The sequence below is a fragment of the Anaerostipes butyraticus genome (genome assembly GCF_016586355.1).
GTDB lineage: Bacteria > Bacillota > Clostridia > Lachnospirales > Lachnospiraceae > Anaerostipes > Anaerostipes butyraticus.
Window position 1 is genome coordinate 142,664 of the sequence record NZ_BLYI01000047.1, and the last position, 21,317, is coordinate 163,980.

A 21,317-nucleotide genomic window follows, 5' to 3' on the forward strand; every position below is an offset into this window, starting at 1 on the left:
GCGGTATCTATACAGAACCGCATTTGTTTTAAAATACATGATAGGAGTAACAGGATTATGAATCAAATACAAAGTTTGCCTGATATCATAGTATTGCTGGTGGAGAACGGGCTGACACAGACGCTGACGCTCTTCTTCCTTACTTTGATTTTCGGGTTAGTCTTGGGAATGGTAATTGCCAAAGGAAGAATGTCCAGACTTTGGATCGTTCAGATGCCAATTCGATTTTTCCTTTTAATTATGAGAGGAACGCCTTTGATCCTCCAGTTATATGGTTTTTATTTCGGACTCTATTATCTGGCAGGACTGAGTCTGGACCGTATGACGGCAGCCGTGATCAGTTTTACTTTAAACTACGCGGCATATTTCGCAGAGATTTATCGAAGCGGAATTCAGGCAATTCCGAAAGGACAGTATGAGGCAGCAAAAGTGCTTGGCTTCAGCAAGGCACAGACATTTTTTAAGATCGTACTGCCGCAGGTAATTAAGATCATCACTCCTTCCCTCGGAAGTGAATGTATGACTCTGGTAAAAGATACATCTCTTGCTCATGTAGTCGGAGTTATGGAAATTTATGTTGTAGCTACCAATCAGATGGCGAGAAGCCGCGGAATGATCTATCTGGTTGTAGCAGGCGTCTTCTATCTGATCATGAACGCAGTTGTATCAAAAGTATTCTCTGTTATTGAAAAGAAGATGGATTACTATCGTTAAGGAGGAAGGAAAATGAGTATATTATCGGTAACGAACTTACAGAAAAAGTTTGGAGATCTGACAGTTCTGAAAGATATTTCCTTCCAGATCAGCGATGGAGAGATTGTTTCCATCATCGGATCTTCCGGTTCCGGAAAATCTACACTGCTGCGCTGTATGAATCAGCTGGAGACAGTGACATCCGGAACGATTGAAATCAATGGAAAGACATTGGTAAAAACTGAGAATGGAACACCCGTTTACAGCGGGAAAGATGTTCAAAAAGAGATTTTAATGGAAACCGGATTTGTATTTCAGAATTTCAATCTGTTTCCTCATTACAGTGTATTAAGGAACGTAATGGAAGCGCCTGTCTGTGTGGCAGGGGTGGCAAAAGAAGAGGCCAGGAAAAAGGCAATGGAACTGCTTAAAAAACTGGGACTTGAGGAAAAAGCAGATGCCTATCCCTGTGAACTGTCCGGAGGGCAGTCACAGCGTGTGTCCATTGCCAGAGCGCTGGCGCTGGAGCCTAAGATATTATTTTTTGATGAGCCGACATCAGCGCTGGATCCGGAACTGACCGGGGAGGTTCTGAAAGTAATCAAATCACTGGCAGATCTTCATATGACGATGGTAATCGTCACTCATGAGATGGCATTCGCCAAAGAAATATCTGACAGGGTTATTTTTATGGATAAAGGTGTGATCGTAGAAGATGATACACCGGATGTGGTATTCCAGTCCGCGAATGAGCGTACAAGAGAGTTCCTTGGAAAATATCACGACATTCAGTAATGAAAACACAGTGACAATCAGAAAGGAGCAGTTATGATTAAAGACATGCCAAATAAGTTTTCAGAGGTAACACCGGAGATTAAAGAACTTGCGAAAAAATGTGAGCATAAGATTGATGAAGAGCTTTTTGCTAAATATAATGTAAACAGAGGCCTTAGAAAACGCAATGGAGAAGGAGTGCTTGCAGGGCTTACAGATATCTCAATGATTCAGTCTTATACCATGATTGATCGAGAAGTTGTTCCGTGTGAGGGAAAACTCTTCTACCGGGGAATTAATATAGAAGATATTGTAGAAGGATTTATTTCAGAAAACCGTTATGGTTTTGAAGAAACATGCTATCTTCTTCTGTTCGGAGAACTGCCGAATCAGAAACAGCTGGATGATTTCAAAGCGATGATCGCTGATTACAGGCAGCTTCCTACAAACTTTGTCCGGGATATTATCATGAAGGCGCCAAGCAGAGATATGATGAATATGCTGGCAAGAAGTGTATTGACTTTGTATGCTTATGATGACAATGGAAGCGATACGTCAATTCCGAATGTACTGCGCCAGTCTATCCAGCTGATTTCACTGTTCCCGGTTCTTGCCGTATATGGATACCAGTCTTATGCTCATTATGAGATGGGACAGAGTCTGTTTATCCATCCACCGAAAGAAGAATTGTCTGTTGCGGAAAATATCCTGCATCTGCTTCGCCCGGACAGCAAGTACAGCAAGCTGGAAGCGAAGCTTCTGGATATGGCTCTGGTGCTTCACGCAGAGCATGGCGGAGGAAATAACTCTACGTTTACAACCCATGTGGTATCTTCTTCAGGAACGGATACATATTCAGCCATTGCTGCGGCATTGTGTTCTTTGAAAGGGCCGAAGCATGGAGGAGCTAACATCAAAGTAGTAGAGATGTTTGCGGATTTGAAAGAACATGTAAAAGACTGGAAAGATGAAGATGAAATCCGCGCGTATCTGCTGAAGCTTCTGAATAAAGAAGCATTTGACCATGCAGGACTGATCTATGGTATGGGGCATGCGGTATATTCTATTTCCGATCCGAGATCCAAGATTCTTTCCAGATTTGTAAGGAGACTTTCAGAAGAAAAAGGAAGAGAAGACGAGTATCATCTGTATACGAGTGTAGAAAAGCTTGCAAAAGAAGTAATTGCAAAAGAACGTAAGATTTATAAAGGAGTCAGTGCAAATATTGATTTCTACAGCGGCTTTATCTACAGTATGCTGGGACTTCCGCATGAATTGTATACACCGCTTTTTGCCATTGCGCGTATTGCAGGATGGTGTGCTCACAGAATGGAAGAGCTGGTGAATGGAAACAGGATCATACGTCCTGCTTACAAAGCAGTAGCTCCGACAAGAGAATATGTGCCTTTAAAAGACAGAAAATAAAGCAGAGAAAGAAGATAAAAAATCCGGCCGCCGAAAGGCAGCCGGATTCTTTTGTAAAGCCCTCTTAATTAAGAGAGAGAGAAGAAGATTCCTGATAATCGCTCAGATCATCCGGAAGTGTTACCGTCACATCTTTTCCAGAGTTTTTGTATGTAATATCCATGGAGATGGTAATACTTCCATCATCACTCTGTTTGTTCTCCATCACAAATTTAACGGATTCTTTGATCGTATAATCATCTTTATTCAGAGTACGTTGTCCGGAGAAAGATGAAATTTTAACGCTGTCCAGATCATCGGATGAAACAGAACTGCTGCTGATAGCTCCCATCTGATCTGCGATTTCTTTAATGTATTCATCGAGTCCATCGTCATTTAATTTGTAATCCAGTACAGTATTGCCCTCACTATTCTGGCTTACAACGATATCTTTGTAATTTTCCACCGGGAGCTGAGTCTGATTTGTAGTAGCTTCCAGTTCTTTCTGTAATTTTGACAGATCCATCTTCTGTTTTATTTTCTGTCCAAGCATATTAATATAGTAGTATCCGTCAGAATAATAGATATTCATATCGATGCTGGTGCCGGAAGAAGACATCTTTCCAGTCATTGCCATTGCCATGGAGTCACTTCCGGAATCAGAAATTTTGGCATCGTAGTCCATCGTCAATGTCTGGCTTTCAGAATCATCGGAAGAGTCATCGGCTGAAGTATCAGGGACAGCAATCTCATATTCGATCTTGGAAGTCATATCCACATCCTTCAGATCTTTGGATTTGTCATAATTAGATTCCAGAATTTCCTGGGCAGTACGTCCGGTATCTTCATTTTCACTGCTGTTTTTATCTCCGCCGCCAGAGCAGGCAGTGACCGAAAATGTAAGGATCAGTGCCATACAGACTGCAGATAATTTTTTCCATGCTTTTGTCATAAATTTCCTCCTTTACCAATAGAAGTTGTACTAAATTCGATACATATAGTATAAAGGATTTTTGTGTTTTTGTATATATCAATTCACCGGATGAAAGGAAAAACATACAAAAAGGAATCGATTGACAGACGATCAGTGAATTATTAAACTGAACATAGGAGGCGATGCGGCTATGAGGAAAAAAACTTTTTATCTGACATCGGATTATGATCAGCTGGAACTGCATGTCATGATGATGGAGCCGAAAGGAGAGATCAGGGGAATCGTGCAGATTTGTCATGGGATGGCAGAGCATAAGGAACGATACGAACCTTTTATGAAAGAACTTTGCGCGCATGGATATGCGGCAGTGATCCATGACCACAGAGGACACGGAAAAAGTGTGAAAAGACAGAAAGATCTGGGCTATTTTTATGACGAAACCGGAGAAGCCATTGTAGAAGATGTGCATCAGATCTCTCTTTGGATCAAAGAACGATATCCGGGAATCCCGCTGCATTTATTCGGGCACAGCATGGGATCTCTGGTGGCAAGATGTTATCTGAAGAAATATGATCAGGAACTGGATTCTCTGATCGTATGTGGAAGTCCCAGTGAGAGTAAGATGACGGCGCTGGCATTGAGACTGGCACAGTCGGCCTGCAGGATTCGGTCAAAAAGACCGGGAAGACTGTTTCATAAGCTGGCTTTTGCGGCATATGGGAAGCAGCTGGAAGAAGGAGAATCTCCCAATGGATGGATCAGCTATAATAAGGAAAATGTAACGGAGTATGATGCGAGTCCATTGGATGGATTTATGTTTACCAATAATGGATTCCTGAACCTTTTTCTGCTGATGAAAAATACTTATGATAAAAAGGGATGGAGTGTAAAGCATCCGTCCTTACCGATTTTATTTATAGCAGGAGCAGATGATCCATGTATTGGATCGAAAAAACAATATGCTGAAGCCATGACGTTCTTAAGAAAACGGGGATACAGTCAGATCCGGGGTGTTTTATTCCGCCACAGACGGCATGAGATCTTAAATGAAGACGGAGTGGAAAAAGTGTACCAGGTGATTTTGGAATTTTTGGAATCAGCGGAGGCACTGTGACATAAAATAAGGAAAAGAAATGGATATGGATCCATATGAAAAAGAAAGAAATATTGATTCATAAGCTGTGTGAGACGGCTCTGCTTCCTGTTGGAAAAACACTATATGTATGGGGCGGCGGATGGAATGAATCAGATACAGGAGCGGGAAAGAGCGCCGGCAGAATTGGAATTTCCCCGGAATGGGAAGCTTTTTTCTGCAGCCAGGACGCATCATATGATTATAAAACGCATCGGCATGAACGGGAGAAAGGACTGGACTGTTCCGGATATATAGGATGGCTGCTGTACAATGTTCTAGCCCCGCAGGGTTTTCCGGGTGACTATGTGCGAAAGGCAGGGGAGCAGGGAAAGATGCTGGCGGAAAGAGGTTTTGGAAGCTGGAAAGAACCGGAAGAAGTGACAGACTGGCATCCGGGGGATCTGATGAGTTCCAGCCGGCAGGGGCATGTGTTTTTGGTTTTGGAAGAATGTGAAGACGGAAGTCTTCTGATTTGTCACTCCAGTCCTCCCGGAGTACAGGTCAATGGAACGGTGGCTGCAGATGGAAGCGGATACAGCATAGGGATAAGAAAGGCAGAAACCTGCATGCGGCGGATCGCGCCGGAATGGTGTGAACGATATGACCGGTTCTGGAAGGGCAGAGAATATCTGACAGAATATGGACAGTTTCGATGGAAATAAAAAGGAGACGGCACGAAAAGCCGTCTCCTTTTTGATGGATTTTGGCAGATTACTCTGCGATATCTTTAAGTCCGATACCATAGGTAACATATCCAGAATAATGAACACCTTTCTGAATCGTAAGATTATCATTAGTGGAACCAGGATAATCAAGAGCTACAGGACGAAGCTCATAATTCATAGTGCCGTCTTTAGTGAAAGAAGCAAGTTCCATGCCTTTGATCTGTTTCTCGAGTGCTCCAGATTTAAATTCTCCGTCCGTACCTTTTACATCCAGAGTCATTAAATATTCTTTGCCGGTTTCTTCATTGGTGCCTTCCAGATATAATCTTCCGAACGTACCGTTTCCGTGATCCAGGGTAACAGAGATTTTCTGTCCTTCCGGAATGTCTTTTACATCACTTGCGGTAATCGGTACCTGAGTGTTTTCTGTTGCACTAAGCTGTACTGTTTCCGGAACAGTTACAGTATACACAGGATCGTTTGCCACATATAAGCTTAAATCGGTGCGTCCGCTTGTGGTGTTTGCCGCAACCGGAATAGAACCAAATACTGTGATAGCTAAAGCTGCAATTCCCAATACCATTTTTCTCATAATATATTCTCCTTTTTATGTCAGATCACATGCAAAACAGATTTTATATTAGCACCGTTCATCGGAGTCAGATCATCGTCCATAGAGTAGGTGGAAATCTTCAGATAGATTTCATAATCACCCGGATCTAAGCGCTTTGACACTTTAAACTGTTTTATGGCTTTGCCAGGTTCAATAAGATCTGATTTGTAAAGCGTATCGTCATTGACAGTAATGGTATATCGGAAATAACAATGGTTGTCCTTTGGATTTGCCAGTGTAATATTCCAGGTGCTGTCATTTTTCGGAACTGTCAGCTCTCCATACCCCGGAATTTTAATCCCGTCTTTTCCGCCGGACAGATCATTCATATTTCCGTCCCATGCCTCAGCGTTCTCATCCAGAACAATCCCCTGTGAGGTCTGATCATTGTGCTGGTTTCTGGAGGATACAATCGCCCATGCGGCAACTGCGACAATAATCACAGCAGCAGTGATCAGGATGATGTTCCGTGCTGTTTTTTTCTTTTTCGTATTCTGCATATCATCTATCTTCTTTCGTCGTTTTGTTTTCCGCTGTGCATCCTGATATCGGGATGACACAGGCTGGAATCATCAGGCCCTTTGATCGTTTCCTATTCTATCAGACAAGTTCATCATTCAGATTAAAAATAAGTAAACAACAGGTAAAATATAGTTTCTTTATTTAGAATAAGGAAATGATAGAAATAAATGGAAGCAAACAATGAAAAATAAAGGAAATTCGAAAGTATGTGAGAAAAATAAAAAAATTAGCACTCGGCTCTTGACAGTGCTAATAATTGGTGTTATAGTACGAATAGAACATAAGTGGAGAGGGGAAAACTCTTAGAGGGAAGAAAAAAGGAGGAAAAAGCGATGAATATTAATAAATTTACACAAAAGTCCATTGAAGCAGTCAATCAGTGTGAGAAGATAGCTTACGATTATGGACATCAGGAAATAGATCAGGAACACTTTTTGTACAGTCTGCTGACGGTTGATGACAGTTTGATCGCCAGTCTGCTGGAGAAGATGAACATCCAGAAGGATACATTTTTAAGCCAGGTTCAGGAACTGCTGGCAAAGAAGCCGAAAGTATCCGGCGGACAGGTTTATATGAGCAATGATTTGAATCAGGTTCTGCTTCACGGTGAAGATGAGATGAAGGCCATGGGAGATGAGTATGTTTCTGTAGAGCACTTATTCCTGGCAATGATCAAACATCCGAACAAAGCAGTGAAAGAACTGTTTCGTGCATATGGAATTACAAGGAATCGTTTTCTGGAAGTTCTGGCACAGGTTCGAGGAGGACAGAAAGTAACCAGTGACAATCCGGAAGAGACGTATGACAGTCTTGAGAAGTACGGATATGATCTGGTAAAACGTGCAAGGGAACAGAAACTGGATCCTGTTATCGGCAGGGACAGTGAGATTCGAAATGTAATTCGTATTCTTTCCAGAAAGACGAAAAATAATCCGGTACTGATTGGTGAGCCGGGTGTTGGCAAGACGGCCGTTGTTGAAGGCCTCGCTCAGAGAATTGTTCGGGGCGATGTTCCGGAACAGCTGAAAGACAAGACCATTTTTTCTCTGGATATGGGCTCTTTGGTTGCAGGAGCTAAATACAGAGGTGAATTCGAGGAGCGTCTGAAAGCCGTGCTGGAAGAAGTAAAGAAAAGCGATGGACAGATCATCCTGTTTATCGATGAGCTGCATACCATTGTGGGAGCCGGCAAGACAGATGGAGCCATGGATGCGGGCAACATGTTAAAGCCAATGCTTGCAAGAGGAGAACTTCATTGCATCGGAGCCACAACGCTGGATGAATATCGTCAGTATATTGAGAAAGATCAGGCTCTGGAACGTCGTTTCCAGCCGGTTATGGTAGACCAGCCGACAGTGGAAGATACGATTTCTATCCTAAGAGGAATCAAAGACCGCTATGAAGTATATCATGGTGTTAAGATCACCGACAGTTCTCTGGTAGCGGCTGCAACTTTGTCTAATCGTTACATTACGGACAGATTCCTGCCGGATAAGGCCATTGACCTGGTAGATGAAGCATGTGCCATGATCAAGACAGAGATGAATTCTCTTCCGGCAGAACTGGATGAAGTCCAGAGAAAAATCATGCAGATGGAGATTGAAGAGGCAGCTCTTAAGAAAGAGGATGACCGGTTAAGCAAAGAACGTCTGGAAGAACTGCAGAAAGAACTTGCAGAACTCCGGGAAGAATTTAAGGCAAGAAAGGCAAAATGGGAAAACGAGAAAGCGTCTGTAGAGAAAGTTTCCAAATTAAGGGAAGAGATTGAGAGCGTCAACAGTGAGATCCAGATTGCCCAGAGAAATTATGATCTGAATAAAGCAGCAGAACTTCAGTACGGCAGACTGCCGGAACTTAAGAAACAGCTGCAGGAAGAGGAAGAGAGAGTCAGCAAGGAAGATCGTTCCATGGTGCGTGAGAGCGTAACAGAGGATGAGATCGCCAAGATCATTTCCAGATGGACGGGAATCCCGGTTGCAAAACTGACGGAGAGTGAGAGAAATAAGACACTGCACTTGGATCAGGTACTCCATGAGAGAGTCGTTGGACAGGATGAGGCAGTGGAGCTGGTAACGGAGTCAATCATCCGTTCTAAGGCAGGAATCAAAGATCCGAGCAAACCGATTGGTTCCTTCTTATTCCTTGGACCAACTGGAGTCGGAAAGACAGAGCTTGCAAAGGCACTGGCAGAAAGTCTGTTTGATAATGAGCAGAATATCGTCCGTATTGATATGAGTGAGTATATGGAGAAGCATTCTGTGGCAAGACTGATCGGAGCGCCTCCGGGATATGTAGGATACGAAGAAGGCGGCCAGCTGACAGAAGCTGTCAGAAGAAAACCGTACTCTGTTGTACTGTTTGACGAGATTGAGAAAGCGCATCCGGATGTTTTCAATATCCTGCTGCAGGTTCTGGATGACGGACGTATTACGGATTCCAAAGGAAAAACGGTAGACTTTAAGAATACGATCCTGATCATGACATCCAACATCGGATCTTCTTATCTGCTGGAAGGAATTGATGATCAGGGTAATATCAAACAGGAAGCACAGGATATGGTAATGGCAGACCTTAGAAACCATTTCCGTCCGGAGTTCCTGAACCGTCTGGATGAGACAATCATGTTCAAGCCATTGACCAAAGATAATATTACAAGCATCATTGATCTTCAGATCAAAGATCTGAACCGCCGCCTGGCAGACAAAGAACTGCATGTAGAACTTACGCCGGAAGCAAAAGGATATGTGGCAGACAATGGATATGAGCCGATGTACGGTGCAAGACCGTTGAAGAGATATCTGCAGAAGACAGTAGAGACTCTTGCCGCAAGGCTGATCTTAAGTGACGGCGTTGATGCGGAAGATACTATTTTGATCGATGTGGAAAACGGTGAACTTACAGCGAAAGTAAAAGAATAAAAATAAAAATGACATCCTTTTTGGAACCGTATGGTTCCAATCAGGGTGTCATTTTTTGTATCTCTGTTTTTTATACCTGAATCCGGCTTGCCACCTGGTTTTCGATGACAACTCTTTTTCCTCCGCTTCCGATGATCATATAATCTTTGTCTTTTTGCACCACAAGGATCCTGCTTCCCTGGTGAATCTTTAATGTTTCTAATTTTTCCATGATCTCAGGCAGGCCGAATGCCCATTTTACCGTATGGACAGAACCTTGCGCCGCTTTTGTTAAAGGCAGCATAATAAGTCCCTCCTTTATCAATCGATGGACAGAAATGAAGTCTGTCTCTCCTTGTATGATGTGTCATATGATTCTTTTATATTCATTGTAAAAGATGAGATAAAAGTTAGTCAACGGCAACATTTTTCTGACAACTTATAATGAGAAAAGATCTCATAGGGACTATGGCATCTGGATTTCTCCGCAGATCAGCTGAATGCTTTCTGTGACCATGCCCAGATAGTTTTCATCTACCAGAGCGGTGACAGTGTCGCCGGGATGGATAATAGTACTGCCTCTGGCAATGATTTCTTCTTCTCCCCGCTGCAGGGTAACGATCAGACAGTGATCAGGCCACTGGATATCCCGGATTTTCTGCCCGCAGGCCATGGAACCGGCGCCGACGCTGAAACTCCGGAGAATTTTGTGTTCCGGCCCTTCGTTTTCTTTCAGTCCGTTTTTGGCCAGGATCCGGCCCAGAAGACTTTCATAGATTGGTTCGCTCTTTAGCAGATGAGCAGTCATATAACTGATCAGGCAGACAACTGCCAGAGACAAAAAATGTTCAAAGGTACCGGTCATTTCCGCAATCAGAAGGATGCCGGTAATCGGAGCCCGGACGATGGCGGTAAAAAATCCTGCCATGGCAATGGTAATGAAATTTACCATATAAAATGGTTCCAGTCCGGTCTGATCAATGACGACAGTTCCGAAAACAGCACCGATATACGCGCCTAATACCAGCATAGGGAAGAAAATGCCTCCTGGTGCGCCGGAGCCGAAGCAAAAGGCAGAAAACAGAAATTTTCCGATCAGAAGCATCAGCATAACGGCAACCGCCGGACGCTGTCCGTCCAGCAGACCGATCATGGCATGGCCTCCGGCAAGAATCTGCGGCATAGTATAGCAAACGATACCGGAAAGGAGAAATGGAAGGATAATCCGGTACTGCGGCGGGATCATTTTCAAGGCATTAAAAAAATCCTGTCCTTTCAGCATTACAAAATTGTAGAATGCGCCAAGAACGCCGAGCAGAAGACCAAGAAGCACCAGAAGCCAGTAATTGTTCAGAGGAAGCGCACTGTGAAGGTGAAAATCAAAAACCGGAAGCAGGCCAAAAAAATGTTTGGAAAGAAAATCAGAAACAGCACATCCGGAAATAACACATACCAGCATGGAACTGTTGAAATTTTTCTGCAGTTCTTCCAGAGAAAACATAACGCCGGCCAGAGGAGCGTTAAAAGCCGCGGCAAGCCCGGCGCCGGCTCCGCAGGTCAGCATGTACCGCTCTTTGGTAGGAGTTGTCCCGGTCAGCTTTGCGGCGCCTTTTGCTGCCATGGCTCCCAGCTGGACTGAAGGACCTTCCCGTCCCAGAGACAGGCCTCCCAGGATACATAAAGTTCCGCCAATAATCTTGGAGATCAGGATTCTGAGCCAGTTCTGATTTAAATATCCTTTCATCTCTCCCTGTACCTGTGGAATTCCGCTTCCGGAACTCATCCCCTCCCAGGCAACAAGACGTCCCACTAAAATACCCATAAGAATCAGAAGCAGGAACCATACGGTCATCAGAAGGCCGTTTCCTTTGGTAAAATCAATAACAGCAAATAAAGCGTTTTCGGCGTAATTTAACATTAAACGGTAAAATATGGCAGTTCCGCCGGCAGCCAGACCTACAAGAAGTCCGTTTAGAACCAGAGAAATGGAAAATCCGTGGGGATCTTCCAGCAGATTCGTTTTTTTCGGCAAAGTTTTTCCCTCCCTTTCATATTCTAATCCATTTTATTTTACTACAAAATTATGCTATAATGGGAAAAGATTTTGCGAAGGAGGTCGAATTATGCCGCCAATTACCAATGACTGGGCAGATTATCTCAAAGAAGAATTTGGAAAGCCATATTACAGAGAACTTTACAAGACGATTATGAAAGAATATCAGACGAAGCAGATTTTTCCGCCGGCAGACGATATTTTCAACGCATTCCATTTTACACCGGTGGAGAAGGTGAAAGTTGTCATTTTGGGACAGGATCCTTACCACGGAGAGGGACAGGCCCACGGATTATCTTTTTCTGTAAAACCAGGTGTGGAAGCACCCCCGTCTCTTGTGAACATTTATAAAGAATTGAATGAAGATCTGGGATGTTATATACCGAATAATGGATATCTGACCAAATGGGCAAAGCAGGGGGTGATGATGCTGAACACCGTACTGACTGTACAGGCTCACCGTCCTAATTCTCATCGAAATATCGGATGGGAACAGTTTACAGATGCGGCAATCCGGGTGCTGGATCAGCAGGATCGTCCGATTGTATTTATGCTCTGGGGACGGCCGGCACAGAATAAAAAGTCACTTCTTCACAATCCAAAACATTTGATTTTGGAAGCGCCGCATCCAAGTCCGCTTTCTGCTTATCGGGGATTTTTCGGATGCAGACATTTTAGTAAAGCCAATGAATTTTTAGAGGCTCATGGCGTGGAGCCGATCGATTGGCAAATAGAAAATATATGAGGAATTTATCATGAGCAAGATTGTATTTTTTGATATTGACGGAACGCTGTTTTATTCTGGAATTGGAATTCCTGATTCTGCCAGAAAAGCGCTGAAACAGCTGTTCGCCAACGGACATAAGGCAGTGATGTGCACCGGAAGGAGCAGCGGCATGATTCCTGAATCCTATTTTCATATGGGATTTCATGGCATGATCCTGGGCGCAGGCGCTTATGTGGAATATGATGGGAAAGTCCTTCATCAGGAACTGATGAGCAGCCGTGAGGTGCAGAAAGTAATCGACTGGGGAAAAGAGCAGAACATCGGGATTGTCCTGGAAGGCAGGAACAGCGGCTATTATGATAAGGATAATCATCAGGAATACTATACCGGTATGATCCGGAAGACAGAAAGAGACTGTGAAGGGAAAATGAAGCCTCTGGAAGAGGCGCGGGAGATTCAGAAATGGACGTATCACCATCTGGATCCCGGTAAAAAATACGAGATTGAAGCAATACTGGAGGGGAAATATGTCGGGACATATCATGAACCGGCAAATTCCGTAGAATTTCTGCCCAAAGGAATCCAAAAGGCAAAAGGAATTGAATGGATTCTGCAGGAAACAGGATTTCAAAGGAAAGATACGTATGCTTTTGGCGATAGTGCAAATGATATTGATATGATTCGTTATGTACATTATGGAACCGCGATGGGAAATGCAGTTCCTGAGCTGAAGGAAGCAGCGGATTATGTGACAGAACGGGCCGATCAGGATGGGATCGCCCGGGGACTGGCGCATTTTGGATTAATTTAGGCAGGAGGATCACCAATGAAAAAGATATGGAAATTACTGGCGGCTGTCGCCATCTGTATTATGGCAGGATCGGCAGCCCCGGTTCAGGCAGCAGGAGGTGTGGCAGTAAAGAAAAAGACATCACAGAAACAGCCGGAGATCGATGGAAAAGCAGGAATTGTAATGGACGCAAAGACCGGGAAAATACTTTTTGAAAAAAATATCAATGAAAAACATTATCCGGCAAGCATTACAAAGATTTTGACAACTTTGGTAGCAATTGAGAATAACGACGATCTGTATGGAGAAGTGACGTTCTCCAAGGAAGCGGTCAATGAGCTGGAAGAGGGAAGCACCCACATCGGAATCCAGGAGGGAGAAACCCTTCCGCTGATCGATGTTCTGTACGGAATCATGCTGGAATCTGCCAATGAAGCGTGTAACGGCGCGGCAGAGTATACGGCAGGATCTAACAAGGAATTTGTCAAATTAATGAATCAGAAAGCCAGGGAACTGGGATGCGATCATTCCCATTTCGTGACCACCAATGGGCTTCATGATGACGATCATTATGTAACGGCAAAAGATATGGCAACGATCACAAAAGCAGCTTTGGAAAATGACACGTTCCGGAAGATTGCCTGCAGCAGAAACTATTATATTACGCCCACCAACAAGAGCAGGGAAGGCAGGGAACTCTGGAATCACCACAAGATGGTGAAGAAGACCATGTTTCCATACGATGGGATCGAAGGCGGAAAGACCGGTTATACGACACGGGCCGGGGGAACTTTGGTAACGTTCTGCAAGCGGAATGATCTGGAACTGATCTGTGTCGTGCTTCAGGGCAATGGATATGAATTGTACCGGGATACGATGAAGATGCTGGATTACGCATATGATAATTATAAAGTGGTGACTCCGTTTAAAGAAGTGCAGGGGATCATTCAGGACAATGGTCTGGGCATATTAAAAGCAGGGAACCAGCTGATGCCATGGACCCTGCAGTTAGATGAACTGAAAAATATTACCGTTCTGCTGGAAAAGAACCAGGACGCGTCCAAATTGTCCTACCGCTGCAAAGGGAAAAAATTATATATTGATTACAACGGCAGAAAAATTGGAAATATAACGCTTTAATTTGAGCGGAGAATGATCAGATTCAGGGCTTCCGGGATGATAGAAATATCGATCGGGAGCCCTTCTTCTAATATTTCACCGTCATAGTCGATTGCGATTTCCGCTGTTTTCTCTGTAGGAAGGACAGAGAGCTCTTTTGTCTGAAAATATTCAATCGCCGGATGTTTCGGATGATCTCCCTGGAACCATTTGATGATCAGGTCAGGGGCCTCAAACAGAAGATCCATTTTTTTCAGAATCAGTACGTCCAGATATCCGTCAGATACGGATGCCAGAGGCGCAGCGTCGGCAAATCCTCCAACGCTCTTTGAATTAGTGACGAGAAAGAGCATGATATCCAGCGTATCGTTAAATTCTTTGCTGTGAAAAGATAATGTCATATTCTGGGCCAGCTGTTTTGGAAATTCCTTTACGCCTTCTAAATAGTAAGCCATTTTTCCAAGAACGGCTTTTTTGTCTTTCGGTACTTTGTAGGCAATGTCAGTCAGCATTCCTGCAGCCAGGACATTGATAAAATATTCGTTGTTGACTTTTCCGATATCTACTTTTTTTGTCTGGAATTCTTCGATCATACGGCAGAAATCTTCCGCAGTCTGAGGAAGTTTCATATAGGTGGCAAAGTCATTGACTGTGCCGGCAGAAATGATTGCCAGAGGAGTGTTGCTTCCGCTTAAAATCAGACCGTTGGTGACCTCATTTAAGGTTCCGTCGCCGCCGACTGATACAACGTAATCGTATTCGCCTGGCTTTAACTGGGCAGCCCTGTTCTTTGCGTCATTTTTCTTTTGTGTATAAAATACATCAATATGTGAAGTGATCTGGTTTAAAACCAGATTCGCCATGATTTCTCTTAAAGTTGATTCAATATTCTGCTTGCCTGAGGATGGATTGATAATAAATAAACCTTTCATAGATGCCTCCTGTGGTACTAAACATTAGCAGCTCCAATGCAAAAGAAGAAGCCCTCCGGCTTCTTCTGGGTGCTTAGCGTTCCCGAGGTGATTCGAACACCCGACCTACCGCTTAGGAGGCGGTCGCTCTATCCAGCTGAGCTACGGAAACATAAATAATATTCATATCTTTGATTATTTTATCCATTCTCACTGCAAATGTCAATCAAAAAAATGAAAAATCAGGCGGCCAAGGTTGACTTTTTCTTGTTTTTTCTTTAAAGTAATAAAACAAGATAGTATTATGATAAAGACAGTAGTGATATGAACAAAGGAAGGCGAATCATGAATAAGGTATTTGTATTTTTAGCAGATGGATTTGAAGAGATTGAAGGGCTTACAGTGGTTGATCTTCTGCGCAGAGCAGATATTGATACAGTGACGGTATCCATCGGTGATTCCAAAAGCATCATAGGATCTCATCATATTGAAGTAAAAGCAGATATTATGTTCCATGAAGTATTAGAAGCAGAAGGCACAGTGTTTGTGCTTCCGGGCGGAATGCCGGGAACCCTGCATCTGAAGGAACACGAAGGGCTTGATAAGCTGCTTAAGAAGGCATATGCCAATGGAAAATATATTGCGGCTATCTGTGCTGCGCCAACAGTTCTCGAGAAATGCGGACTGCTGGAAGGAAAGAAAGCAACTTCCTATCCTTCTGTGCAGGAAGAACTGAAATCCGCAGATTATCAGACAGACAAGGTGGTTGTGGATCAGAATATCATCACAAGCCGCGGAATGGGAACTGCAATCGAATTTGGAGCAAAGATAGTAGAACTCCTGCAGGGAGAACAGGCAAAAGAAGAATTATTAGAAAGTATAGTTTACGGAGATTAATGTATGGAAGGAACAAAAAAGCTGGGCTGGCTGGAACAGCTTAAGATTGCCTGTCTGAAGCCAAGGGAATATCCACGGCTGCTTCAGGTTGGCAAGGGCAGAGTCGTTTGTTTTTTCATCGTTATTAGTTTTTTGATTACATTTCTGGGCTATGGAGTCAATATGATCGGCTTCAGTGTCAGCGTGGGAGGCGCGAAGAATTTTATTCTGAACCGCCTTCCGGCTTTTGAACTGAAGAATGGAACACTGGAGATGGAGAATCGTCTGGATTTTGATTTTGGCGGAATTCATATTGTCGCGGATACGACAAAAGATACCGTAGATACGAGTGATTTCAGCCCAGATTATTCCGGAGAGATTTATTTCGCAAAGAACGAAGCGGTCATCCAGACCAATTCAGTGCAGCCGATGCGGTACAGGGTTTCATTTTCTGATCATAAGAATGTTGTGTTTAACAATCATAAAATGCTGGCTCTGATCCCCGCAATCCGCATCTTTATGGTGCTCATGTTTTTTATGACATGGCTGATGCAGATTCTGCTGTATCTGTTTTTGTGTCTGTTTATCAGTATGTTTGTATTTATGAATCAGCGGGTTCGCAATGAAGAAGTTTCATTTGGAAAAGTATTCCGCCTGTCAATTTATGCCAGGGTGATTTTCGAACTGATCGAGACACTGGGATCCACAGCAGGGATCGCATTTTTTTCAGGCAGTATATGGATGATCATTTCTTATCTGGGAAGTTATCAGCTTCTGGGAATGGCGTTTATAAAATCAGAAGATAAAAAATAACAGATGAAAAAAGAAAAAACCGCGGATATGTTCCGTGGTTTTTTTCTTTCTGGAGTAAAGTATAGGTCTTTGATGTCCGTCTTCTAGTCTGCCTGGTGTCATAAGATAAGTCAAAAATTTGTCATACGTATTCAAGTCCACTGCAAGTCAAAAACTAGTCATCAGCTATACTTTATGATATTGCCTGCAGATGGCCTTCTACAGGCAATATCATAAAACGAAAAAAGGCATTCCAATCCCTTCGGATGGAACACCTTTGTTCTCGATGTTTTTTATTATACTCATATATGACGATTTGTCAAGAAAAAAATTGAAAAAAGGGAGAAAATCATGAAAAAACAAAAAGTAATGATCTTAGCCGTACTGGCTACTTTTTTATGGGGAAGTGCTTATCCCTGTATTAAAATCGGATATGAGCTGTTTGAAATTGCAGCAGATGATCTTGGAAGTAAGTTTTTGTTTGCAGGAATCCGGTTTGTAATGGCGGGACTTATGGTTTTGGCATTTACTGCGCTGAAACAGCCGAAAGACTGTATTCCTAAAAAAAATATGGCAGGAAGGCTGGTTCTGCTTGGAATCCTGCAGACGACAATCCAGTATATCTTTTTCTACATAGGGCTTGCCAATACGACCGGGGCTAAAAGTGCGATCATCAATTCTTTGACAGCCTTTTTTCCAATCGTTCTGGCTCCCTTGTTTTTCCGGGATGACCGTCTGACGGTTAAAAAAGGGCTGGGATGCCTGATCGGCCTTGCAGGTATTGTGATCATCAATCTGGATGGCAGCGGTCTCGGAGGATTTAAGCTGACGGGAGAAGGATTTGCGGTGTTTGCGGCAATGGCTCAGAGCCTGGCATCAATCTACAGCAAAAAACTGGCCAGATATATGAATGTTATGACCATAACGGGATATCAGCTTTTTATTGGAGGAATTCTTCTGGCAGCGGCAGGGGTTCTGACAGGAGGAACACTTACAGCTGTATGGCAGGGAGTACTGCTGCTTCTTTATATGGCGGCTTTGTCGGCGGTAGCTTTTACCGTATGGACCTATCTCCTGTCTCATAATCCGGTCAGTTCCGTATCCATTTATAATCTTTTGATCCCGGTATTCGGAACAGTTTTGTCAGGAATCTTTTTACAGGAAAATATTATGACATGGACGCATCTGATTTCCATTGTGCTTGTGTGTATGGGAATCGTGCTGGTCAATAGAAAACAAAAAGCTGAATGAAAAAGATCCTCAGAAAAGGTAAAGAGAGCAGATAGGGAAATCTGCTCTCTTTGAGGGGAGTATAAATAAATTAATAAGGGGTTATAAATCGAAAATATAATATACCTTCGATAAATGAATCATAACCCATTTACCAAAAAAAAGCAATCGTTTTTGATAAAAAAGTCAAAAAGTTTCTGTAATCTTAATACATAATTTTGAAACCTTTCGTTCAAAATAAACTTGTAAATCAAAGAAAGGAGAATGATTATGTCAAAGAATTATTCCAACTCAAACAACAAAAACCAGTCATCTGGCAGCTCCAGGAACGCGAAAAACGGAGGACAGAACTGTATGAGGAACTCCTCTAAGAATAAGAGCCAGAATAAGACGCAGAATAAAAACCAGAATGTAAATGACGAATATTAGAGAAAGTCGGGAAAACAGCTTTCCGGAAATTTCAATTTCCGGGGGCTGTTTTCTTTTTTTCGCATAGTCTATTTATTATAGAAGGAAAAAGGATAGGGCAATGGAATTTATTAATGTATCATTAAAAGACGGGCTGAAAATGGCAGAAGAAAAAGAAAAATACAGGCTGATTGACGTAAGAGAGCCTTACCGGTATGAAAAAGAGCATTTAAAAGGGGCAGTAAACCGTCCCTACGGAATCTTAAAGCAGGAAGATTACAACGAGAAAAAAGATCTGATTGTGTATTGCGACTTTGGAGGCCAGAGCATGATGGCGGCAAGACATCTGGCAAAAGAAGGATTTCGGGTATATAATATTGTCGGAGGAGTGTATTATCATCTGGAAGAATGGAAAGATGGTTGACGAAAAAAATGGAAAAAGGTAGAATAGGGAAAGAATTATATCAAAATAAGGAGAGATAAGTGGACCGTATAGAACTGATTGCTCCATGTCATTTTGGACTGGAAGCAGTGTTAAAAAGAGAAATCAAAGATTTAGGTTATGATATTGTTCAGGTGGAAGACGGCCGTGTAACGTTTGCGGCAGACCTTGGAGGAATTGCCAGAGCTAATCTTTTTCTGAGGACAGCAGAAAGGATTTTGTTAAAAATAGGCTCTTTCAAGGCAGTGACATTTGATGAACTGTTTGAGGAGACCAGGAAGCTTCCATGGGAAAATTATATTCCGAAAAATGGAAAGTTCTGGGTAAAAAAAGCCTCCACAGCCAGGAGTCGTCTGCACAGCGCGCCGGACATTCAGTCGATTGTAAAGAAAGCAATGGTAGAGCGGCTGAAAGGCAGATATCATGTATCGTGGTTTGAAGAGAGCGGCGATGACTATCCGGTCCGTGTTTTTATATTGAAAGATCAGGTAACCATCAGTCTGGATACTTCAGGAACGCCTCTTCATAAAAGAGGATACCGGAAGCTGGTCAGTGAGGCGCCGATCCGTGAGACGCTTGCCGCAGCGCTTCTGATGCTGACGCCGTGGAACAAAGACAGGATCCTGGTGGATCCATTCTGCGGAAGCGGTACCTTTCTGATTGAAGCGGCGATGATGGGAAAGCGGATCGCGCCGGGAATCAATCGTTCGTTTGAAGCGGAAAACTGGGATTTTGTACCGAGAAAAACATGGTATGCAGCAGCCGATGAGGCAGGAGACGCAGTCCTGGAACATGTACAGATGGATCTGCAGGGATACGACAAGAACCCGCAGATGCTGAGGATTGCCAGAGAAAATGCCAGAGACGCAGAGGTCGATGATCTGATTCATTTTCAGCAGAGAGAAGTAAAAGATCTGCGGCACAGCAAGCCATATGGCTTTATTATTGCCAATCCTCCGTATGGAGAGCGCCTGGAAGACCGAAAAGATCTTCCGGAATTGTATGGGCAGATGAGAGAAGCGTTTGATCGTCTGGACACCTGGTCCAAATATGTGATTACCTCATACGAGGATGCAGAGAAATATTTAGGAAAAGCTGCAAGGAAACGAAAAGTATACAATGGAATGATACGGGGAGAATATCTTCAGTATCTGGGACCGAAACCACCAAGAAGGGAGCCGAGATGAAAAAGAAACTGATTTTCGCTACAGGAAATGAAGGGAAAATGAAAGAAGTCCGTGAGATTCTTGCGGATTCCGGCTACGAGATCCTGTCCATGAAGGAAGCAGGAGTGGATCTGGAAATCGTGGAAGATGGAACAACATTTGAAGAAAATGCTTTGATCAAGGCAAGAGCAGTTATGGAAGCCACCGGGGAACTGACGCTTGCAGATGATTCTGGTCTGGAAATCGATGCCTTTGACGGAGGTCCGGGTGTGTACTCTTCCAGATATCTTGGGGAAGATACCCCATATACGGAAAAAAATCAGATCATATTGGATAAAATGAAGGATGTACCGGAACAGGAGCGAACAGCGAGGTTTGTTTGTGTCATTGCAGCAATATTTCCTGATGGACAAACCTATACGACTCGTGGTACTATGGAAGGGATTATAGGATATGAGGCGAGCGGAGAAAATGGATTTGGATACGATCCGATCTTTTATCTGCCGGAGCTTAAGAAATATAGCGCACAGCTGAGCAGCAATGAGAAGAATGAATTGAGCCATCGCGGAGAGGCGCTGAGGAAAATGAAGGAAGTTCTTTAAGGAGATGTTTTATGAGAATATTGGTAATCAGTGATTCTCACGGCCGCAATGATGATATAAAAGGGGTCCTCGATCAGGTCGGGGATATCGATATGATGATCCATTGTGGTGATGTAGAACGCGGAGATTCATACATACGGGAGATTGCAGGATGTCCTGTGGTTATGGTCGCAGGAAATAACGATTATTACCTGGATCTTCCAAGTGAAGAAGAAGTACAGATTGGAGATTATAAGGTCCTGGTAACTCACGGACACGGATACTATGTAAATTCCGGTGTGGAATATCTGAGAGAACATGCTTTGGAATATGGATATGACATCGTAATGTATGGACATACCCATGTACCGTTTATAGAGATTGGCGAGGATGTGACGATCCTCAATCCTGGAAGCATTTCATATCCGAGGCAGCCGGGAAGAAAGCCGACATTCCTGATGATGGAGATCGACGACGAAGGGCAGGCGCATTATGCCCATGGATATTACAGAGAACAGTTTGGAGAACTGATGCTTTACTAGAAGAAAAAGAAGATAGGAATGCAGATGGACATTTCTGTCTTTT

The 21,317-nt window shown here is 43.3% G+C and carries 23 protein-coding genes and 1 tRNA gene; 17 read left to right on the top strand and 7 right to left on the bottom strand.

Annotation, left to right across the window (positions count from 1 at the left end; genetic code table 11):
* Window positions 1–57 precede the first annotated feature (57 nt).
* Genes JMF81_RS11855 through JMF81_RS11865 form a run of 3 tightly spaced genes read left to right on the top strand, consistent with a single transcriptional unit; the run spans window position 58 to window position 2,892 of the window.
* On the top strand, window positions 58–714 hold the full coding sequence (locus tag JMF81_RS11855) for an amino acid ABC transporter permease (RefSeq protein WP_201311656.1): 657 nt from the start codon (window positions 58–60) through the stop codon (window positions 712–714).
* 12 nt (window positions 715–726) lie between these two features.
* Window positions 727–1,488 carry an amino acid ABC transporter ATP-binding protein gene (locus tag JMF81_RS11860; protein WP_201311657.1) on the top strand — a complete coding sequence of 254 codons (762 nt, stop codon included), beginning with the start codon at window positions 727–729 and terminating at the stop codon, window positions 1,486–1,488.
* Between the two features lie 33 nt (window positions 1,489–1,521).
* Window positions 1,522–2,892 (top strand): citrate/2-methylcitrate synthase, encoded by a 1,371-nt coding sequence (locus JMF81_RS11865; protein WP_201311658.1) that lies wholly within the window; start codon window positions 1,522–1,524, stop codon window positions 2,890–2,892.
* Between the two features lie 64 nt (window positions 2,893–2,956).
* Here the strand turns inward: JMF81_RS11865 and JMF81_RS11870 are convergent, their stop codons facing one another.
* Complete coding sequence (locus JMF81_RS11870) at window positions 2,957–3,823, bottom strand: hypothetical protein (RefSeq protein WP_201311659.1); 867 nt, start codon at window positions 3,821–3,823, stop codon at window positions 2,957–2,959.
* Window positions 3,824–3,995: 172 nt separating this feature from the next.
* Between JMF81_RS11870 and JMF81_RS11875 the strand changes: the two genes are divergently transcribed.
* Window positions 3,996–4,919, top strand: a complete 924-nt coding sequence (locus JMF81_RS11875; protein WP_201311660.1) for an alpha/beta hydrolase — start codon at window positions 3,996–3,998, stop codon at window positions 4,917–4,919.
* A 35-nt stretch (window positions 4,920–4,954) separates the two neighbouring features.
* Entirely contained in the window at window positions 4,955–5,602 is a 648-nt protein-coding gene (locus JMF81_RS11880) for a hypothetical protein (protein WP_201311661.1), read from the top strand.
* Between the two features lie 49 nt (window positions 5,603–5,651).
* Here the strand turns inward: JMF81_RS11880 and JMF81_RS11885 are convergent, their stop codons facing one another.
* Complete coding sequence (locus JMF81_RS11885; protein WP_201311662.1) at window positions 5,652–6,197, bottom strand: hypothetical protein; 546 nt, start codon at window positions 6,195–6,197, stop codon at window positions 5,652–5,654.
* A gap of 20 nt (window positions 6,198–6,217) precedes the next feature.
* Entirely contained in the window at window positions 6,218–6,718 is a 501-nt protein-coding gene (locus JMF81_RS11890) for a hypothetical protein (protein WP_201311663.1), read from the bottom strand.
* Between the two features lie 354 nt (window positions 6,719–7,072).
* Between JMF81_RS11890 and clpB the strand changes: the two genes are divergently transcribed.
* Window positions 7,073–9,658 (top strand): ATP-dependent chaperone ClpB, encoded by a 2,586-nt coding sequence (gene clpB / locus JMF81_RS11895; RefSeq protein WP_201311664.1) that lies wholly within the window; start codon window positions 7,073–7,075, stop codon window positions 9,656–9,658.
* Window positions 9,659–9,728: 70 nt separating this feature from the next.
* Here the strand turns inward: clpB and JMF81_RS11900 are convergent, their stop codons facing one another.
* Window positions 9,729–9,941, bottom strand: a complete 213-nt coding sequence (locus JMF81_RS11900; RefSeq protein ID WP_201311665.1) for a FeoA domain-containing protein — start codon at window positions 9,939–9,941, stop codon at window positions 9,729–9,731.
* Between the two features lie 162 nt (window positions 9,942–10,103).
* Window positions 10,104–11,669: a ClC family H(+)/Cl(-) exchange transporter gene (locus JMF81_RS11905; RefSeq protein WP_243282628.1), complete on the bottom strand. Its 1,566-nt coding sequence runs from the start codon at window positions 11,667–11,669 to the stop codon at window positions 10,104–10,106.
* Between the two features lie 91 nt (window positions 11,670–11,760).
* On the opposite strand from JMF81_RS11905, the gene ung reads away from it, so the two are divergent.
* From ung to JMF81_RS11920, 3 genes are read left to right on the top strand one after another with little or no spacing between them, the layout of a single operon-like run.
* Entirely contained in the window at window positions 11,761–12,435 is a 675-nt protein-coding gene (gene ung / locus JMF81_RS11910) for a uracil-DNA glycosylase (protein WP_201311666.1), read from the top strand.
* A 10-nt stretch (window positions 12,436–12,445) separates the two neighbouring features.
* The gene (locus tag JMF81_RS11915; RefSeq protein WP_201311667.1) at window positions 12,446–13,228 is read left to right on the top strand and encodes a Cof-type HAD-IIB family hydrolase; all 783 of its coding nucleotides are present in this window, start codon (window positions 12,446–12,448) and stop codon (window positions 13,226–13,228) included.
* 15 nt (window positions 13,229–13,243) lie between these two features.
* The gene (locus JMF81_RS11920; protein ID WP_201311668.1) at window positions 13,244–14,347 is read left to right on the top strand and encodes a D-alanyl-D-alanine carboxypeptidase family protein; all 1,104 of its coding nucleotides are present in this window, start codon (window positions 13,244–13,246) and stop codon (window positions 14,345–14,347) included.
* Here JMF81_RS11920 and JMF81_RS11925 read toward each other — a convergent pair.
* Both JMF81_RS11925 and JMF81_RS11930 read right to left on the bottom strand, forming a co-directional pair.
* Window positions 14,344–15,258 carry a diacylglycerol/lipid kinase family protein gene (locus JMF81_RS11925; protein WP_201311669.1) on the bottom strand — a complete coding sequence of 305 codons (915 nt, stop codon included), beginning with the start codon at window positions 15,256–15,258 and terminating at the stop codon, window positions 14,344–14,346. The two genes, JMF81_RS11920 and JMF81_RS11925, sit on opposite strands and share 4 nt — an antisense overlap.
* A gap of 77 nt (window positions 15,259–15,335) precedes the next feature.
* A tRNA-Arg gene (locus JMF81_RS11930) sits at window positions 15,336–15,409 on the bottom strand.
* A gap of 173 nt (window positions 15,410–15,582) precedes the next feature.
* Between JMF81_RS11930 and JMF81_RS11935 the strand changes: the two genes are divergently transcribed.
* From JMF81_RS11935 to JMF81_RS11970, 8 genes are all read left to right on the top strand, one after another.
* Window positions 15,583–16,134 (top strand): DJ-1 family glyoxalase III, encoded by a 552-nt coding sequence (locus JMF81_RS11935; protein ID WP_201311670.1) that lies wholly within the window; start codon window positions 15,583–15,585, stop codon window positions 16,132–16,134.
* 3 nt (window positions 16,135–16,137) lie between these two features.
* Window positions 16,138–16,926, top strand: a complete 789-nt coding sequence (locus JMF81_RS11940) for a DUF1189 family protein (RefSeq protein ID WP_201311671.1) — start codon at window positions 16,138–16,140, stop codon at window positions 16,924–16,926.
* Between the two features lie 330 nt (window positions 16,927–17,256).
* A complete protein-coding gene (locus JMF81_RS11945) occupies window positions 17,257–18,156 on the top strand; it encodes a DMT family transporter (protein ID WP_201311672.1) in 900 nt (299 codons plus the stop codon).
* A 249-nt stretch (window positions 18,157–18,405) separates the two neighbouring features.
* Window positions 18,406–18,564: a hypothetical protein gene (locus JMF81_RS11950; RefSeq protein WP_201311673.1), complete on the top strand. Its 159-nt coding sequence runs from the start codon at window positions 18,406–18,408 to the stop codon at window positions 18,562–18,564.
* 100 nt (window positions 18,565–18,664) lie between these two features.
* A complete protein-coding gene (locus JMF81_RS11955; RefSeq protein WP_201311674.1) occupies window positions 18,665–18,967 on the top strand; it encodes a rhodanese-like domain-containing protein in 303 nt (100 codons plus the stop codon).
* A 59-nt stretch (window positions 18,968–19,026) separates the two neighbouring features.
* Window positions 19,027–20,172, top strand: a complete 1,146-nt coding sequence (locus tag JMF81_RS11960) for a THUMP domain-containing class I SAM-dependent RNA methyltransferase (RefSeq protein ID WP_201311675.1) — start codon at window positions 19,027–19,029, stop codon at window positions 20,170–20,172.
* Entirely contained in the window at window positions 20,169–20,753 is a 585-nt protein-coding gene (locus JMF81_RS11965; RefSeq protein WP_201311676.1) for an XTP/dITP diphosphatase, read from the top strand. The genes JMF81_RS11960 and JMF81_RS11965 overlap by 4 nt, the downstream gene beginning before the upstream one ends.
* An 11-nt stretch (window positions 20,754–20,764) precedes the next feature.
* Entirely contained in the window at window positions 20,765–21,274 is a 510-nt protein-coding gene (locus JMF81_RS11970) for a metallophosphoesterase (protein WP_201311677.1), read from the top strand.
* The last annotated feature ends 43 nt before the right edge of the window (window positions 21,275–21,317 follow it).

Excerpts from the sequence above, each read along its gene's own strand:
- JMF81_RS11865 (WP_201311658.1), top strand. The coding sequence starts at position 1,522 with ATGATTAAAGACATGCCAAATAAGTTTTCAGAGGTAACACCGGAGATT.
- JMF81_RS11965 (WP_201311676.1), top strand. The coding sequence starts at position 20,169 with ATGAAAAAGAAACTGATTTTCGCTACAGGAAATGAAGGGAAAATGAAA.
- JMF81_RS11970 (WP_201311677.1), top strand. The coding sequence starts at position 20,765 with ATGAGAATATTGGTAATCAGTGATTCTCACGGCCGCAATGATGATATA.
- JMF81_RS11915 (WP_201311667.1), top strand. The coding sequence starts at position 12,446 with ATGAGCAAGATTGTATTTTTTGATATTGACGGAACGCTGTTTTATTCT.
- JMF81_RS11955 (WP_201311674.1), top strand. The coding sequence starts at position 18,665 with ATGGAATTTATTAATGTATCATTAAAAGACGGGCTGAAAATGGCAGAA.
- JMF81_RS11870 (WP_201311659.1), bottom strand. The coding sequence starts at position 3,823 with ATGACAAAAGCATGGAAAAAATTATCTGCAGTCTGTATGGCACTGATC.
- clpB (WP_201311664.1), top strand. The coding sequence starts at position 7,073 with ATGAATATTAATAAATTTACACAAAAGTCCATTGAAGCAGTCAATCAG.
- JMF81_RS11945 (WP_201311672.1), top strand. The coding sequence starts at position 17,257 with ATGAAAAAACAAAAAGTAATGATCTTAGCCGTACTGGCTACTTTTTTA.
- JMF81_RS11880 (WP_201311661.1), top strand. The coding sequence starts at position 4,955 with ATGAAAAAGAAAGAAATATTGATTCATAAGCTGTGTGAGACGGCTCTG.
- ung (WP_201311666.1), top strand. The coding sequence starts at position 11,761 with ATGCCGCCAATTACCAATGACTGGGCAGATTATCTCAAAGAAGAATTT.
- JMF81_RS11935 (WP_201311670.1), top strand. The coding sequence starts at position 15,583 with ATGAATAAGGTATTTGTATTTTTAGCAGATGGATTTGAAGAGATTGAA.
- JMF81_RS11920 (WP_201311668.1), top strand. The coding sequence starts at position 13,244 with ATGAAAAAGATATGGAAATTACTGGCGGCTGTCGCCATCTGTATTATG.
- JMF81_RS11890 (WP_201311663.1), bottom strand. The coding sequence starts at position 6,718 with ATGCAGAATACGAAAAAGAAAAAAACAGCACGGAACATCATCCTGATC.
- JMF81_RS11940 (WP_201311671.1), top strand. The coding sequence starts at position 16,138 with ATGGAAGGAACAAAAAAGCTGGGCTGGCTGGAACAGCTTAAGATTGCC.
- JMF81_RS11925 (WP_201311669.1), bottom strand. The coding sequence starts at position 15,258 with ATGAAAGGTTTATTTATTATCAATCCATCCTCAGGCAAGCAGAATATT.
- JMF81_RS11885 (WP_201311662.1), bottom strand. The coding sequence starts at position 6,197 with ATGAGAAAAATGGTATTGGGAATTGCAGCTTTAGCTATCACAGTATTT.
- JMF81_RS11950 (WP_201311673.1), top strand. The coding sequence starts at position 18,406 with ATGTCAAAGAATTATTCCAACTCAAACAACAAAAACCAGTCATCTGGC.
- JMF81_RS11875 (WP_201311660.1), top strand. The coding sequence starts at position 3,996 with ATGAGGAAAAAAACTTTTTATCTGACATCGGATTATGATCAGCTGGAA.
- JMF81_RS11900 (WP_201311665.1), bottom strand. The coding sequence starts at position 9,941 with ATGCTGCCTTTAACAAAAGCGGCGCAAGGTTCTGTCCATACGGTAAAA.
- JMF81_RS11860 (WP_201311657.1), top strand. The coding sequence starts at position 727 with ATGAGTATATTATCGGTAACGAACTTACAGAAAAAGTTTGGAGATCTG.
- JMF81_RS11855 (WP_201311656.1), top strand. The coding sequence starts at position 58 with ATGAATCAAATACAAAGTTTGCCTGATATCATAGTATTGCTGGTGGAG.